General features: G+C 44.5%; 12 protein-coding genes. 8 read left to right on the forward strand and 4 right to left on the reverse strand.

Annotated features, from left to right (window positions below; translation table 11 throughout):
• Positions 1–423: 423 nt before the first annotated feature.
• From MHH50_RS12150 to MHH50_RS12165, 4 genes are all read left to right on the forward strand, one after another.
• Positions 424–2310 (forward strand): glucose PTS transporter subunit IIA, encoded by a 1887-nt coding sequence (locus tag MHH50_RS12150; RefSeq protein WP_036686132.1) that lies wholly within the window; start codon positions 424–426, stop codon positions 2308–2310.
• Positions 2307–4076: a phosphoenolpyruvate--protein phosphotransferase gene (gene ptsP / locus MHH50_RS12155; RefSeq protein WP_076136100.1), complete on the forward strand. Its 1770-nt coding sequence runs from the start codon at positions 2307–2309 to the stop codon at positions 4074–4076. The genes MHH50_RS12150 and ptsP overlap by 4 nt, the downstream gene beginning before the upstream one ends.
• Before the next feature lie 180 nt (positions 4077–4256).
• Entirely contained in the window at positions 4257–4787 is a 531-nt protein-coding gene (locus MHH50_RS12160; protein ID WP_094902125.1) for a sigma-70 family RNA polymerase sigma factor, read from the forward strand.
• Complete coding sequence (locus tag MHH50_RS12165; protein ID WP_340034377.1) at positions 4780–6180, forward strand: DUF4179 domain-containing protein; 1401 nt, start codon at positions 4780–4782, stop codon at positions 6178–6180. The genes MHH50_RS12160 and MHH50_RS12165 overlap by 8 nt, the downstream gene beginning before the upstream one ends.
• Before the next feature lie 93 nt (positions 6181–6273).
• Here the strand turns inward: MHH50_RS12165 and MHH50_RS12170 are convergent, their stop codons facing one another.
• Positions 6274–6798 (reverse strand): type 1 glutamine amidotransferase domain-containing protein, encoded by a 525-nt coding sequence (locus tag MHH50_RS12170; RefSeq protein ID WP_076189861.1) that lies wholly within the window; start codon positions 6796–6798, stop codon positions 6274–6276.
• A gap of 209 nt (positions 6799–7007) precedes the next feature.
• On the opposite strand from MHH50_RS12170, the gene MHH50_RS12175 reads away from it, so the two are divergent.
• The 3 genes from MHH50_RS12175 (at position 7008) to MHH50_RS12185 (ending at position 9523) form a co-directional block, all read left to right on the forward strand.
• Positions 7008–7472 (forward strand): hypothetical protein, encoded by a 465-nt coding sequence (locus MHH50_RS12175; protein ID WP_076279819.1) that lies wholly within the window; start codon positions 7008–7010, stop codon positions 7470–7472.
• A gap of 252 nt (positions 7473–7724) precedes the next feature.
• Positions 7725–8735 carry a catabolite control protein A gene (gene ccpA, locus MHH50_RS12180; protein WP_036686140.1) on the forward strand — a complete coding sequence of 337 codons (1011 nt, stop codon included), beginning with the start codon at positions 7725–7727 and terminating at the stop codon, positions 8733–8735.
• A gap of 92 nt (positions 8736–8827) precedes the next feature.
• Positions 8828–9523 (forward strand): 5'-methylthioadenosine/adenosylhomocysteine nucleosidase, encoded by a 696-nt coding sequence (locus tag MHH50_RS12185; RefSeq protein WP_340034379.1) that lies wholly within the window; start codon positions 8828–8830, stop codon positions 9521–9523.
• Positions 9524–9526: 3 nt separating this feature from the next.
• On the opposite strand, the gene MHH50_RS12190 is transcribed toward MHH50_RS12185, so the two are convergent.
• Entirely contained in the window at positions 9527–10159 is a 633-nt protein-coding gene (locus MHH50_RS12190) for a GNAT family N-acetyltransferase (protein ID WP_076305210.1), read from the reverse strand.
• 159 nt (positions 10160–10318) lie between these two features.
• Here MHH50_RS12190 and acsA point away from each other — a divergent pair, with 159 nt between their 5' ends.
• Positions 10319–12043, forward strand: a complete 1725-nt coding sequence (gene acsA, locus MHH50_RS12195) for an acetate--CoA ligase (protein WP_076129125.1) — start codon at positions 10319–10321, stop codon at positions 12041–12043.
• A gap of 83 nt (positions 12044–12126) precedes the next feature.
• On the opposite strand, the gene MHH50_RS12200 is transcribed toward acsA, so the two are convergent.
• Together MHH50_RS12200 and rpsD are read right to left on the reverse strand one after the other, a co-directional pair.
• Positions 12127–15042 (reverse strand): transglycosylase domain-containing protein, encoded by a 2916-nt coding sequence (locus tag MHH50_RS12200; protein WP_076308141.1) that lies wholly within the window; start codon positions 15040–15042, stop codon positions 12127–12129.
• A 244-nt stretch (positions 15043–15286) separates the two neighbouring features.
• The gene (gene rpsD / locus MHH50_RS12205) at positions 15287–15886 is read right to left on the reverse strand and encodes a 30S ribosomal protein S4 (RefSeq protein WP_036686147.1); all 600 of its coding nucleotides are present in this window, start codon (positions 15884–15886) and stop codon (positions 15287–15289) included.
• Positions 15887–15893: the final 7 nt, after the last annotated feature.

A 15893-nucleotide genomic window follows, 5' to 3' on the forward strand; every position in this document is an offset into this window, starting at 1 on the left:
GTTAAAGGAGAAAAGTTCGATGTTATGAAGCGAATGCTCTGAGATCAGATCAGTTCAGACCAGACCAGAACAGAACAGACCAAATCAGACCAAATCATACCTGATCTGATCAGACCAGGTATGCTAGGGACATCTATACGATAGCTGCGCAAGAGAATAATTGCACTTTATACAACTAAATCGCCGAAATAGCTACCTAAATGCGAAATAGTTGCACAAAGTACACTTAAACTCGATTCTAACTCTGTAGTATCGATAGCCTCACGTAAATACCAGCCGTTCTATGGATACTAATGAATAAATGTTTAGTGGAATGTGAGAATATTTGTTTTAAAAATGTAACGTGAAGATCTCATGAGTTTCTTTTGACAAAAATCCCCGCAGCGCTTACCATTCAATATAGAAAGAAAGGAGAGGGTAGCCTTGAATTGGCTCGGATCATTGCAGCAATTGGGCAGAGCCATAATGCTTCCTACCATGGTACTGCCGGCGGCAGCCATTTTGCTGAGTTTGGGCAGCTTACCTTGGTCTGCATGGGGACTTTCTTCGGTGTCTGAAGTGGCTACTTACGCGGGGCAGGCAATATTTTATTATATGCCTTATTTGTTCGCTGTAGGTGTAGCCTGGGGGTTATCCAATCAAGCTGGAACAGCGGGGCTTGCAGCGCTGGCTGGGATGTTCACTTACGACCGAATTGTCACCCAAATGGGAGACGGGCTTGTACAACCTGCAACACTAATCGGAATTTTGCTGGGGATCGTTGCGGGTGTCGCGCAAAACCGGTTTAAAAATATTAAGCTTCCAGAGGCGATCCAGTTTTTTGGAGGGTCGCGTTTTGTTTTGCTGTTCATGGGCTTGTTTTCTGCCGGGTTCGCATGGGTAATGTTAGGAATATCTCCGCTGCTGCAGATAGGGCTGGATAATCTTTTTCAGGGAATATTGCAGACGGGCGGGTTTGGTGTTTTTATCTATGGGGTCCTATATAGGGTTCTGACCGCTTTTGGACTACATCATATTCTTAATAATGTGTTTTGGTTTCAATTTGGGAATTTTACGACTCCTGATGGCAGTGCTGTGGTTCAGGGGGATTTGCCGCGTTTTTTTGCAGGTGATCCTACGGCGGGGATTTTTATGGCGGGGTTGTTTCCGATTATGATGTTTGCGCTGCCTGCCATTGCTTTTGCAATTATTCAGGAAGCGCGCGAGGATTTGAAGCCCAAGATTAAAAAGACTTTTGTGCGGGCGGCGTTGGTTTGTTTTCTGACCGGGGTTTCGGAGCAGATCGAATTTGCATTTTTATTTGCTTCTCCGTATTTGTTCGCGGTACATACTGTAATGTCCGGTCTCGCTATGGTGCTGACCTACATGCTGGGAATCCATCACGGGTTCTCCTATTCGGCTGGAGCCATCGATTTCTTCTTGAACATGCATTTGTCACAGAGGGCTTGGCTGCTGATTCCGATTGGTATCGGCTACGGGATTGTATACTATAATTTATTTCGCTGGGCGATTCGCCGTTTTCAAATCCCGACACCGGGGCGTGAAGAAGGTTCAGAGCTTGGGGATTGGGCCGGCAATATCCCTTATCAGGCACCGCTGATCTTAGAGGCGCTTGGAGGCAAGGAGAATATTGTACAAGTGCAGTCCTGTATCACCCGTCTGCGGCTTACCGTTCATAATGACCGATATATAGATACTGGAGCGCTTAAAGGTTTAGGTTCTGCTGGGATTATCAAGCTAGGCGGCGGAAATGTCCAGGTAGTATTTGGCACGTATTCAGAACTGATCCGCGAGGAGATTAATAAGCTTATGCTTCGTGATTTACCGCAGGTGCTGTTCAGTTCGCCAATGCAGGGTAGAATGATGCCCATTGAGGAAGTGCCTGATCACATTTTTGCAGCTAAGCTAGTGGGGGATGGTGTTGCATTTTTGCCGGAAAAAGGGGAACTTACTTCACCCGTATTCGGGAAAGTTATGCACGTCTATCCTACAATGCATGCCGTGGGTATTTCGACGCCGGAAGGGTTGGAAGTACTCATGCATATAGGGATCGACACTTCACAGCTCAAGGGACCCTTTGAGGCGGTTGTAAAAGAAGGCGACAGCGTGGAGCCGGGTCAATTGCTTGTTAAATTCGACCTCGCTTATTTGCGTGAACATGCGGCCTCATTGGCTACACCGATGGTGATCACGAATCCTGATCGAGTCAAATCATGGAGCTATGCTCCATTTAAAAATGTTAAAAAGGGGCAATCATCAGTAATGTCCGTAGTCTTACACGAAAGTAACGTTGGAGGGATTGAAGGATGATACAAGGCATAGGCGCAGCAGCAGGTGTAGCTATCGGGAAGGCCTTTGTCTTGCCGAACTGGGAATGGAGCTTACCGGATACACAAGTGAACCCAGTGGATCTAGCTAAGGAGTTTGAGCGTTTATACGAAGGTATCCGTACCTCTAAGGACGAGATTGAATTCATCAAAAAAGAGTTCAGAGAAGTGGTGGGTCCGGAGGAATCGAGTATTTTTGATGCTCATCTGGCGATCTTAGATGATCCTGTGTTCATGAGTGAAATCCGCGGGATCATTGAGCGCCAGTACAAGGCGGCAGAAGTAGCTGTGAAAGAAGCGATTGATCATTTTGTAGCGATGTTTGATCTGCTAGACGATGAGTACATGAAGGAGCGGGCGGTGGATATCAAGGATGTCGGAAACCGTCTTTTAAAACATCTTTTAGGCGCTCCAGAGGTTACGTTACCATCGGATACACAGCCATATATTCTTGTTGCGAAGGAGTTGTCTCCTTCCCAGCTAGCTCACTTGAATCCAACTTATGTTCTAGGTATTGTCACTATGATGGGCGGTAAAACCTCACATTCCTCCATTATGGCTCGTGCGCTAGGCATTCCTCTTGTAGCAGGCTTGGAGAATAATCTGTCTAATCCTATTCAGACCGGGGATATGCTTGTGATCGACGGCGATACCGGATCTGTACAAATCCATCCAGATGAACTTACGATAAATGAATACGTAGCGATTCGGGATAAACAGCATAAAAAGAAAGAGCAACTGGAACTGCTCGCCACCGTGGAGGCTGTTACCAAGGATGGTGTGAACCTGCGACTTGCCGGCAATATCAGTTCAGTTAAAGAACTCAACATAGCGCTTAAGTATGGAGCTGAAGGCGTAGGTCTGTTCCGCACGGAGTTTCTTTATATGGACCGCAGATCTTTTCCAACTGAGGATGAACAATTTGAAGTGTATAAACAGGTTGTCGAGAAGGTGGGCAATAACACTGTAGTGATTCGTACGCTGGATATTGGCGGGGACAAGCAGTTGGATTATATCCAGCTGCCTGAAGAGCAGAATCCTTTCCTTGGTTACCGGGCGATTCGCATCAGCTTGGACCGATTAGATATGTTCAAAACCCAGCTAAGTGCCATTTTGCGGGCAAGTGCATACGGGAATGTAAAGTTAATGTTTCCAATGATTTCTTCCGTAGAGGAAGTGCAGGCGGCAAAAGTTGTTTTAGAAGAAGTGAAAGCTGAGCTGGAGCAACGAGATATCCCTTTTAACCGGAATCTTCCTGTGGGTATTATGATTGAAGTTCCGGCGGCGGTTATGATTGCTGATTTACTGGCTGAGGAAGTTGACTTTTTCAGTATCGGTACTAATGATTTGGTTCAATATGTGTTAGCGGTAGACCGTATGAATGAACAAATTGCTCATATGTATCATCCGTACCATCCAGCGGTTCTGCGAATGATCCGTATGACGGTAGAAGCGGCACGTAATGCCAAGATTGATATCAGTGTATGTGGTGAAATGGCGGCGGATGAGCGTTCTTTGCCTCTTTGGCTGGAGCTTGGAATTAGAGAACTCAGCATGTCGCCGCAGGCGCTGCTGAAGGTTAAACACCGCACACTGAACACACTGGCCAAGGATGCTAAAAGAATCGCCAAAGCGTGTTTCCACCATCGTACAAGCTCAGAGACGGAAGAAATGTTAACTGCGTTTGCCCAAAAAAGTGGTCTTACACTTGGATCAAGCGGGGAACTACAGGAGAAAGCCTCATCCTAAAATTACTGTAACTTTTATTCAATTCATATCAAGGTTCGGCATTCTTGCCGAGCCTTTTTCTTCATTTAAGCCATACTTTTTAAAAAAACAAAACCGTTTGCCCTGCGGCGCAGTCAATACATAGAGAGAGTTACACAGAACCGATTTAAGAATAAAGGCAAGGGGGGAGGCGGGCCGAAAATGGATCACATTATAAATGACGAAATGGAAATGGCTGCTACGGACGAAGAGCTGTTTTATGAGCAAGTGGCTGGACAGAAAAGAAAACTTTATAGCATTGCTTACAGCTATTTGCGAAATGAAGCGGATTCGCTGGAGGTTTTGCAGGAGGCCACCTGCCGTGCATGGATTAAACGAAAAAGCTTAAAAGATGCGGAGCGTTTCGCTCCTTGGTTAACACGTATTTTGATTAATTGCTGTAATGATGAGCTGAAGCGCCGAAAGAGGAATACAGTCGCAGAAGCTGCTCGAAGTGATGAGGGGATCATGGAGATGAAAAGTGACCGCAGACTGGACATGGAACAAGCGCTGGATGGAGTGAAACCCAAATATCGCCAAGTGCTGGTGCTCAAATATTACAAGGATATGACCCTTGCCGAGATTGCAGAGGTGCTGGATAAACCCGAGGGCACAGTGAAGACATGGCTGAATAAAGGATTAAAACAACTGCGTGACAAAATGAAGCGGAAGGGGGAGCTATTTTATGGCTGAGTCTGAAGAGAAGCTGCTTAAAGATTATTTTCAGAAAATCGATGCGGAGGCAGAAGAAATTCTGGATGTAAAACTGGACACCGCGATCCGCAAGGGGATGCAGCAAGGGAACCGTTCACGTTTGTCTTTTAGAAAAAAGTACGCTGTTGTTGTATTGGTAGTCTTGGCATTCGCCTTACTTATAATTGTGCCTTGGGCAAATCAGATGATAAATCCCGTACGTGCGCAATTACCTCCAAAAAGCTGGGGTCAGCTTGAAGTGTTTAGACCCGTTATTGCTAATAATCTGACGATTAAATCAGCACTTGATGCGGGGATGATGAAGGAGGTAAATATCTCTTCTCCTGAGGTGGACGGGATAACATGGACTGTTAATGGAATCATTGCAGACCGAAGAGGCATTGCTGTGCTTTATACAATCCAGAACAATACGGATCAGAAGATGCGGCTTTTTGGCTTGTCTTTGAAAAAGACTCCAGAGGATAAATACCACCTTAGTGGATACAGCGGGTTTAGCACTTCTAATGCACAAGAGGTTGGGTCCCCTGGGACGACTCGTATGTATGAGCAAATCGTCTGGGATAAATATCAGGATGAGATACCAGAGGAGTTGAATATCACACTATCGCTTTTTCCAGATGCTCTTGGTCAAGTTTTTAATAACAAGGATATAAAAGAAATGGATGTCAAAATTCCACTGGAAGCTGATAACAATTATTTTGAAGGAGAACTCGTTGATCTGAAGGATAGTCTGTCTATCGTCGGACAGAAAATTATAATGGACCAGGTTTATATTGGGCCTACGGGTATTTATATGCGACAAACCTTTGGCAGAGAGAATACAATGAGGATTTTCAGTTTGCTTTCACCTAAGCTTGTCCTCGGAAAAGGGGATCATCAAGAGGAACTAATGTGGGCAAGTGGTTCGAATATTTACCACAATGACAATATGAGACCTGATGATCCAATCAAACTTGAAGTTGAGGGAATCTCTGCTCTAGATCAGTCAGAGGTCGAGCTAGTGATTAACACGGAAACACAGCAGATTTTAAAGGCACCGGATAGCTATCTCACAATTTCTAAACGGACCGCGGATGAGAAGAAGGGGATTATATTATTGGATTTATTGATTCCCAAAAAAGTTGAGGAGTTGCATGAAGCAACCGGTTTTGGGATAGACGATAATTTTGTGGATAGCGCTGGAAGCGGACATTGGCTTGTACATGATTCTGAGGGTTATTCTAGATATAGAGAATACCGTGAGGACGCTAAGGGAACTACAATAACTTATTTTCTCAACGTAGGCAAAGAAAAGCTGCCTCAACCGCTGACCTTCAAATTTAACGATTATCCAAACCTGATCATGGAAAAAGTAAGCATGCGGATTAGATAACCATCTGGATTTTAAACACCTCAAATCAAAAGCCCTGTTCCTCAAATTGTGAGAAACAGGGCTTGTTTGATTTTAAACTATATACCTACTGTTTTATTCCCCAGCGAGTGCATCGCAAAAGGCTTTCCCGTATGGCGGAAGATCTGGCGGGCGGCGAGCAGAAATGATATGTCCATCCGTAACCACAGCTTCATCCTTCCAGATGGCTCCGGCATTCTCCATGTCATCACGGATGCCTGGCGTGGAGGTGACGGTTACACCTTCCAGAATTTTAGCGGAAATTAATACCCAGCCTGCATGGCAGATCTGCCCAATCGGTTTTTTAGCCGCATTAAAATCCTGTACGAGCTTTAGAACGGCACTGTATCTACGGATTTTATCAGGAGCCCAGCCGCCTGGAACCAAAATCCCATCATAATCTGCGGCATTAAGCTCGTCCCAGGAGTATTCTGCTTTAGCAGGTACGCCATATTTACCGATGTACGTCTTATCTTTTTCCAGACCTGCCAAATGAACCTCAGCACCTTCTTCTCTCACCCGATACACGGGATACCAGAGCTCCAAATCTTCAAATTCATCGTCTACGAGTGCTATGACCTTTTTACCAGCTAGTCTCATTTAGTTAAGCTCCTTTCGATTCCCATGATTCTTTCATTATTCTATCAAATTTAAAATATGAAGTCATCTTTAGGGATGCAAATTATAGACAAATTGCCAATTTAATCATTATATGCAATAAAGGAGGGTTTTAATCGAGTGGAGTCGAATATAGAAGTTGAAAAAGTCAAACTTTGTGCTTTATTAATTTTGTGCAAGAGGTGTAGAAGATGTATAAAGATAATTTGATGGAGAAGTTGTGCAGTTGTGGTGGCCTCATGAACTTACATATGCATTCTTTGATTTTTAATACGAAGATGAAGATTACCCATGTTCCTGTCTATACCTGCCCAGAATGCGCTAGTTATGAACCTTTGCAGTTTATTAAAGCAGATCTAGGCAAATTAGTAAAAGAACTCAGTGGAGAGGATCCGGGAAAAGATTTTTTGTTTACGGAGAGAAATGAATTGGCCAGTGTATTAAAAGAATCCTTGTCAGAAACTATAATAGGGGGAATATCAGAACTAGAGACAATAATCCGAGAGAGGATTCAGAGTCGAGTCGATATGCTTCTCGATATCTATCGTTTAGCTGAGAAGCTGTCAGACCAGCATTGGATGGAAGAAACTAGTCGAAGATTGTCTCAATTAACCTTCCAAATGGCTGAAAATGAAGATTATAAAAAAATTGTGTGAAAATAATGAAAATTTTTCACGGAATGTTGGATTTTTCACTCACTTTTTGTTACGATAGATAGAAGTTACATTATTGATGCTCTTGGACAGGTTAACCAGCACTGGTCACAATTTTAATCCAGGGTGACGTTTTCAGCCTTGAAAGAAATTTTGAAAGGAAAATGAAGCGTTATCATTGCACAAATGTACAAAGTGTCGTATCATATTTTTAATTAGTCGAACGATAAAATTTATCGCAATGGAGAGAGTAATTTGACGGTAACCATTTACGATGTAGCTCGAGAAGCAGGCGTATCTATGGCTACGGTATCACGGGTTGTGAATAATAACCCTAACGTGAAACCGCAGACCCGGAAGAAAGTTTTTGAAGCGATTGAACGTTTGGGATATCGTCCCAATGCCGTGGCAAGAGGTCTTGCCAGTAAGAAAACGACAACCGTTGGGGTTGTCATCCCTGATATTTCAAACTCGATTTTTGCAGAAATTGCACGCGGGATTGAAGATATCGCGAACATGTATCATTACAATATCATATTGTGTAACGCGGATAAGCGTAAAGAGAAAGAAATTCGTGTCATTAATACCCTTTTGGAGAAACAGGTCGATGGTCTGCTCTTCATGGGGGGTACAGTAACTGACGAACATATTCAAGCTTTCCAGACTTCTGCAGTTCCGATTGTTCTATGTGCTACACGGGATGAGAAGGGAACTTATCCTTCCGTTGACATCGATCATGAAACCGCTGCTTTTGATGCTGTGAACACATTGATTCGTCACGGTCATCGTGAGATCGCTATGATCAGTGGCACACTGCAGGATCCTGCAAATGGATATGCACGTTTCCATGGTTACAAGAAAGCATTGGAACAGGCAGGAATCGAGTACCAAGAGGATTTGGTACGCATCGGTAACTACCGCTATGAATCTGGTGTAGAAGCAATGAAGTATTTCCTTGGACTCAAGAAGAAACCAACCGCTATTTTTGCGGCAACGGATGAAATGGCTATTGGTGCCATTCACAGTATTCAAGATGAAGGTCTGAAGGTACCGGATGATTTCTCCATCATTAGTGTGGATAATATTCGTATGGCTTCGATGGTTCGTCCTTTGCTGACAACCGTAGCTCAGCCTATGTACGATTTGGGCGCAGTTGCGATGAGACTTTTGACCAAGCTTATGAAGAAAGAAACCGTTGAGAATCCGCGGGTTATCCTGCCTCATGAAACGATTCTCCGCTTGTCGGTTAATCATCTGAATAAGTAATTTAAGAACTGAACAATTATTCCGTAAAAAGCTCCTTATGGAGCTTTTTATGTTTTTATTTACTAAATAAATCATCAAAGGAGGTATTTACTGTGAGTGAAATCATCGGATTAATCGGAGCGATGGATGAAGAAATCAAGCTGCTTCTAGAGGGTATGGAGGACAAGCGGACAAAAGTTAAAGCAGGTATACAATATTACTTAGGAAACATATTAGGCAAATCCGTAGTGCTCTGTAAATCTGGCGTGGGTAAAGTAAATGCAGCAGTTACGACTCAGATTCTAATTGATAATTTTGGCGTATCCCGTGTGTTGTTTACGGGGGTTGCTGGAGCAGTACATCCTGAATTGAATATTGGAGATATTGTTATATCGTCTACATGTGTACAACATGACATGGATGCTACGGGGCTTGGATTCGCAAGAGGCGAAATTCCTTATCAGGAGACTTCCGTCTTTCAGGCAGACCCTGCGCTAGTACAGCTTGCTGAGAAGGCATGCAATGAGCTAGGTCAAAAGTACTTGATAGGCAAGGTGTTATCTGGTGATCAATTCATTTCTAATGCGGAGATTGTAGCTGAATTAAGAGAGCAAATGGATGGAGCTTGTGTGGAAATGGAAGGGGCGGCGGTTGCCCAAGTCTGTCATATGAACGCCACACCCTTTGTCATCATTCGCTCCATGTCAGATAAGTCTGATGGATCAGCTGAGGTGAATTTCAGGGAATTTACAGAACAATCCTCACAACGCTCGCATTCCATATTAGAATTTATGCTGCAGCATATTTAATGATCAATACATAAAGCGTTGTCTAAAACGTACTCTGTCAAAGGTCTCCTGGGAGGACATGGGCACCTCTTGTCCAATGCGAACCATTAGGCAGTTAGCGGGATGTGAACAAATTTCTGGATCATCCGTAGCATACCAAACCATATTAACCGTCTTCATCAGCCGTTCCATCATCTGGCGATAGGCCCATACGTCCAGCCCACTGCCTTTTAAATCCCAGTGCCAGTAATACTCTGTTGTAAAAACAATACAATTCTCCAATTGCTCCCGCTCAAAAGCAGTAGAAACCAGCAGCCGGCCTAGTCCGGCCCCTCTATAATCATTACTCACCTCTATCGCTCCAAGCTCAATAAGATCCTCCATACCACCCTGTGACCATAACTCCATTTCATCTGGATAATGGAAGGTCACATAGCCTACTATAACGTCATTCTCTACTGCGGTAATTACACGGCCCTCTGGCAAGCTGGCGATCTCTACGAGCGCCTCTTGCTGCTCTAAGGGCCTGCGGAAAGCATCAAGGTCCTGATGCATATGCAGGACTTCAAGGTCCTCGGGAGATCGGGGTCCGCTCACAGTTATCGTTCTACCCATATAGCAGAGAGTATGGGAAATAGGGATTTTGCGATGCTCCATGACAGTGCTCCTTTCAGATCAAAAAAATGGTATGTAAACGCTTGCTATGGTATACTAATTCAGACATAAAAAATTCACATTCATTGCATTGACATCATTATTTAAAACATGAGTCTTACCCTTAAAGCTTAAATCAAACGAGTGAGGGAGGCAAGAGTGATGGGTCAAGTCCATAGCGAAATTTTGCCGGGTCGTGTGCAGAGCTCCAATATGTCTGATTATGCGGAGGCAGTAGCCAATTTTGAGTGGGAGGATGTTGAACGTAATTTCTCATGGTATGAAACCGGCAAGGTTAATATGGCCTATGAAGCCGTTGATCGCCATGTGGATGAAGGGCGGGGAGCGGCAACGGCCCTACTCTACAGTGACACTGTACGGGAAGAATCCTATACATTTGCCGATCTGCAGGAGCGGTCGAACCGGTTCGGAAATGTATTGCGTAAATATGGCATCGGTAAAGGAGATAGGGTATTTATTTTTATGCCTCGCCAACCGGAACTGTATTTCAGTCTGCTAGGTATTCTCAAAATCGGAGCCATAGCAGGACCCTTATTTGAAGCCTTTATGGAAACAGCAGTTAAGGATCGTTTGGAGGATAGTGGGGCTGTTGCGCTGGTAACTACGCCTGAATTGCTGCATCGGGTCAAGCGAGAAGAGCTTCCTGAGCTGCGTCATATTTTTCTAGTAGGTGGAGCAACTGATATTGAGCAAGGAAACTTAGGATTCGCAGAAGAGATGGCTAACGTTTCTGCTGATCTTAATTTAGAATGGCTTGATTTGGACGATGGCCTTATTATGCATTATACTTCTGGTTCTACAGGTAAGCCAAAAGGCGTTTATCATGTGCATAGAGCAATGATTCAACATTATTATACAGGTAGAGTAGTGCTAGATCTACGTCAAGACGATATATACTGGTGTACGGCAGATCCTGGCTGGGTGACCGGAACTTCATACGGCATATTTGCCCCTTGGTTAAACGGGGTGACCAATGTAGTCAGAGGCGGCCGCTTTAGTCCTCAGGATTGGTATAAGACAATCGAACGGAATAAGGTATCTGTATGGTACAGCGCACCTACAGCTTTTCGTATGTTGATGGGTGCAGGGGAGCACTCTTTACAGGGGATTGATTTAAGCAGTTTGCGCCATGTTCTATCGGTTGGTGAACCGTTAAATCCGGAAGTAGTACGTTGGGGAGATAAATTTTACAATCAGCGTATTCATGATACTTGGTGGATGACTGAAACAGGGGCACAATTGATTTGTAATTATCCGTCAATGGATATCAAACCAGGCTCGATGGGCCGTCCGTTACCGGGGATTGAAGCAGCGATTCTGGATGACCGGGGAAATGTTCTCCCGCCTTTTTCTATGGGGAATCTTGCGATAAAAACTCCGTGGCCATCCATGATGAAAACGATCTGGAACAATCAGACGAAGTATGAGGAATATTTCCGGATTCCTGGCTGGTACATTTCTGGCGATTCAGCTTATATGGATGACGAAGGATACTTCTGGTTTCAGGGACGAATTGATGATGTCATCAACTCTTCTGGTGAGCGTATTGGTCCATTTGAAGTGGAGAGCAAATTAGTGGAGCATCCGGCAGTGGCAGAAGCGGGTGTAATCGGCAAACCGGATCTTGTGCGGGGGGAGATTATTAAGGCTTTTATCTCGCTTAGAGAAGGTTATACTCCAACTGCTGCCTTGAAAGAGGAGATCGCCGCTTTTGTCAAAGCGGGTCTGTCTGCACATGCTGCCCCGCGGGAAATCGAGTTTAAGGATAAACTTCCGAAGACACGATCAGGTAAAATCATGCGGCGTGTACTGAAGGCATGGGAGCTGCATCTACCGACAGGAGATCTATCCACGATTGAGGATTAGAATGAATTGTAAAAAAACACCGTTCCCCGATGAATTCATGGGAACGGTGTTTTGCTGTGTAAAATTATTTAATGATCTTTGGGTTAACGTGTCCCTGCATTATTACCTGCTGTGGTATTATTACTGCCTCCAGTACTGTTACCTCCGCCGGCTGGTGTTTCCGTCGGTAGTAGCGGGAGAATGTTACCTGGATCCTCAATAACGTCTCCTGGTGTCGTCTCAGGCTCTGTAGGCGCCTCTGTACCAGGTTGTTGATCAGGTGTAGGAGTTGCTTCGGGTGTTGGTGTAATCCCTCCAGCAACGCTGCCAGAAGCCGTCTCATTACCTGCAACATCCACGGCGGTTACATAAAAGGTTGCATTAGCACTTGCAGGTGTACCCGGTGTGAATACCTTGTTCTCATCTGCCATGAGTATAGATTGCTTCTGGAAAGAACCTCCGTTTAATGAACGATATAAGCGGTATCCCACAACATCTGCCGAGCTGCTAGCGGAGAAGCTGATGACCGCTTTACCAGTGCTATAAGAGACGTTAACATTTCCGGGAGCAGCAGGGGAAGCCCCATCGTCCACACGTGGATCAACTTCTGTTGGGAAATCCGTCTTGGCATCGGCTGGCATATAATACTCCAGTGATTTATGATCCTTCATCTTAGGGAAGGCAGCCAGGAGTTCTTTGACTAGTTCCTGTATCGGCTTCTCGCGTTTAACGACGATTTTTTCCTTTAGGAACTCCTCTGGAGTGCCTTCCAACGGGATATAATTGACGCCTTTGTAAGTAATATACTTGGCTTTGGAAATCCCGTCGTCGCTCTCTTTTGGCACATATTTTGTATTAAATATATCCGTTGTGAATTTATCAGTCAGAGATGTTGGCAGTTTGCCGCTATATGCGGAAACTGTCTTTTTGATAATTCCCTCAGGTTGTGCAAATTTGTCTGTGACGAATAGTTCCGGCTGCTTATCAATGACAGCATTCAACACTTTTGCCCATAATGTTTGGGCTTGACGTTTTTGTGTATCTCCCGTAAGGGTGTTGATTTGCTCTTTGTAGCCGACCCACATTCCCAGTGTGACATCAGGAGTGTAGCCCATAAACCATACGTCTCCATAATTCTGGGTAGATCCAGTCTTACCGACAATCGGAATTTCTTTAGAGTGTTTATATTCTCTTTTTACGGTGCTGGCTGTACCCTCTGTAATTACAGTTCGCAGCATATCTGTCATTAGGTAAGCTGTTTGCTTAGAGAATACTTGCTCAGGATTAACCTTGTGCTGATAGATAATTTTGCCCTCTGAATTGACAATTTTCTCAATCATGTAGGCATCATTAAAGGCACCTTGGTTGCCGATAGCGGAATAGGCATTGGTTAACTCTTCTACGGATACTCCGTATTTGAGACCACCTATAACCCCAGTCTGCGCGCTGTAATCATCATCTGTGAGGGTGGTGATCCCCAGCTTTTTAGTAAAGGCCCAAGATTTCTCTATTCCGACCTTTTCATTAAACAGCTTAAGCGCAGGCAAGTTGAGCGATTTGTTAAGTGCGTAACGGGCAGTGACCAGACCTTGATAGCGATTATTGGCATTCTTAGGAATGTGGAATCCTTTTCCGCCGTCTTTTAGAATAATTGGCGCATCATCCACAATCCCGGCAGGCTGAATTAGCCCTGCATCTAAGGCTGGTAAATAAGCTGAAATTGGCTTCATGGTCGATCCGGGCTGACGGATCATTTGGGTAGCATAATTCATCTGCTCAATATTGAAGTCGCGACCCTCAATCATGCCGAGAATGGCTCCGCTTTTGTTGTCGATTAACATGCCAGCCGTTTGTTCCATACCTTTGGTTTTGCTGTCTTTAGTAAAATTATTGCTGTCTTCTGAGACACTATGCATTGCATTGTAAACTTTTTTATCAATGGTTGTGTAGACTCGATAACCGCCGGTCATGAGCTGCTGTCTTGCTTCCTCAAGTAACACGGCATTGTCAGTAGTGCTATTGGCATCCGTTGTGCCATTTTTCTCTGCATTCAATGATAGAAGGATCTCGGATGCTTTACGCTCAGTCTCCATCATCAGGTATGGATAGGTAGCATAGGCTTTTTTGGTGTGCGGCGCCAGAGAACTCTTGATATCAAATTGAAGGGCTTCATCATATTGAGAGGTAGTGATCTTATTCTCCTCAAGCATACGACGAAGTACAAGATGTTGACGGTCCATAGCTCTATTGAAAGCTTTTTCGTTGAATTCACCTATGCCATTAAATGCAGAATAAGTGGAAGGGAGCTGCGGAAGACCAGCCAAATAAGCTGCTTGAGCCACGTTCAATTTGTCCAGATCGTCTAGACCGAATATCCCTTTGGCTGCTGCTTTAATTCCGAATACATTGTAGCCATTCGAGCCATTGCCGAAAGGAACCTTATTCAGATAAGCCGTTAATATTTCTTGTTTGGTCAAGAAGCGTTCCAATCTAAGAGAAAGTAGAATTTCTTTTACTTTGCGATCTTCTGTCCGATCCAGATTCAGGAATACACGTCTTGCGAGCTGCTGGGTGAGTGTACTGCCTCCGGTCTGAACGGATTCATTGAGAAGCTTTTGTTTGACGGCACGCAAGGTGCCTTTGAAATCCACGCCATTATGCTCATTAAAATTATTGTCCTCTATAGCGAGAACTGCATCGATAATAAGCTGGGGGATATCGTTGAATTCAATGAGCCTTCGGTCTTCTTCTGTCCGAAGCTGGCCGATCGGTGCGCCGTCTCGGAAATAAGCGAATCCGGTGATCGCATTTTGACTGACCTGCTGCTGAATCATTTCTTCGGAGCGAACAGGTTCATCCTTCACAATGGAAGCGACATAACCTGCTACAGCACCACCGGCAAATAGAACGCCTATTATTCCAAGAATAAACATCCACTTAACTACAGAACCGAACCTGCTTAGGGCGGATCTGCGGGGTGAAGGCTTCTTAGCGTTTTTTTTCTTGTTCTCTTGAGCCATCGACGATAATTCCTCCTTTTAACGGAATTATTATAGCATAAATTGGCGTTTTTGAATGCGCTTCTACCTGATTCTCATGGACTTAAGATTCGACTTTTGTGCAAAAATTATAAATAAAGTAATTTAGGGTATGATTTGCGGAAGCATAACCTTTTACAAACGGCATGGAATTTAGGATATTGACATAACAAAAAGCCCCCGGATTAATCCGGAGGCTTCGGTCATACCCGCTAAAAGCGAGATATTAACGGTTGTAGAACTCGACGATTTGTTTCTCATCGATATCCTGGGAAAGCTCGGAACGTTCTGGCAAACGAATATATTTACCTTCGAAAGATCCTTCAGCATATTCCAGGTAAGCTGGAAGGTGGTTACGGTTAGCAAGAGCTTCTTTAATGGAAGCCATGCCTTGGCTCTTCTCGCGAAGACCGATAACGTCGCCCAAGCTTACACGGTAAGAAGCGATGTCGACTTTTTTGCCGTTTACAGTTACGTGTCCGTGGGATACCAACTGACGTGCTCCAGCACGGGAGTTAGCAAATCCAAGACGGTAAACTAGGTTGTCCAAGCGGCTTTCAAGCAAGAACATGAAGTTTTCGCCCGCAAGACCTGGAAGTTTTTGTGCTTTAGCGAAGAGAGTACGGAATTGTTTCTCTCCCAAGCCGTACATGTGACGCAGTTTTTGTTTTTCCAAAAGCTGCATTCCGTAGTTACTTACTTTTCTGCGTTGGTTAGCGCCGTGTTGTCCTGGTGGGAAAGGGCGTTTCAGGTCTTTGCCTGTACCGCTAAGGGAAATGCCCAGACGGCGGCTGAGTTTGAATTTAGGTCCGGTGTAACGTGCCATGTTATAG

The organism is Paenibacillus sp. FSL H3-0302 (assembly GCF_037982245.1).
GTDB classification, from domain to species: domain Bacteria; phylum Bacillota; class Bacilli; order Paenibacillales; family Paenibacillaceae; genus Paenibacillus_AQ; species Paenibacillus_AQ odorifer.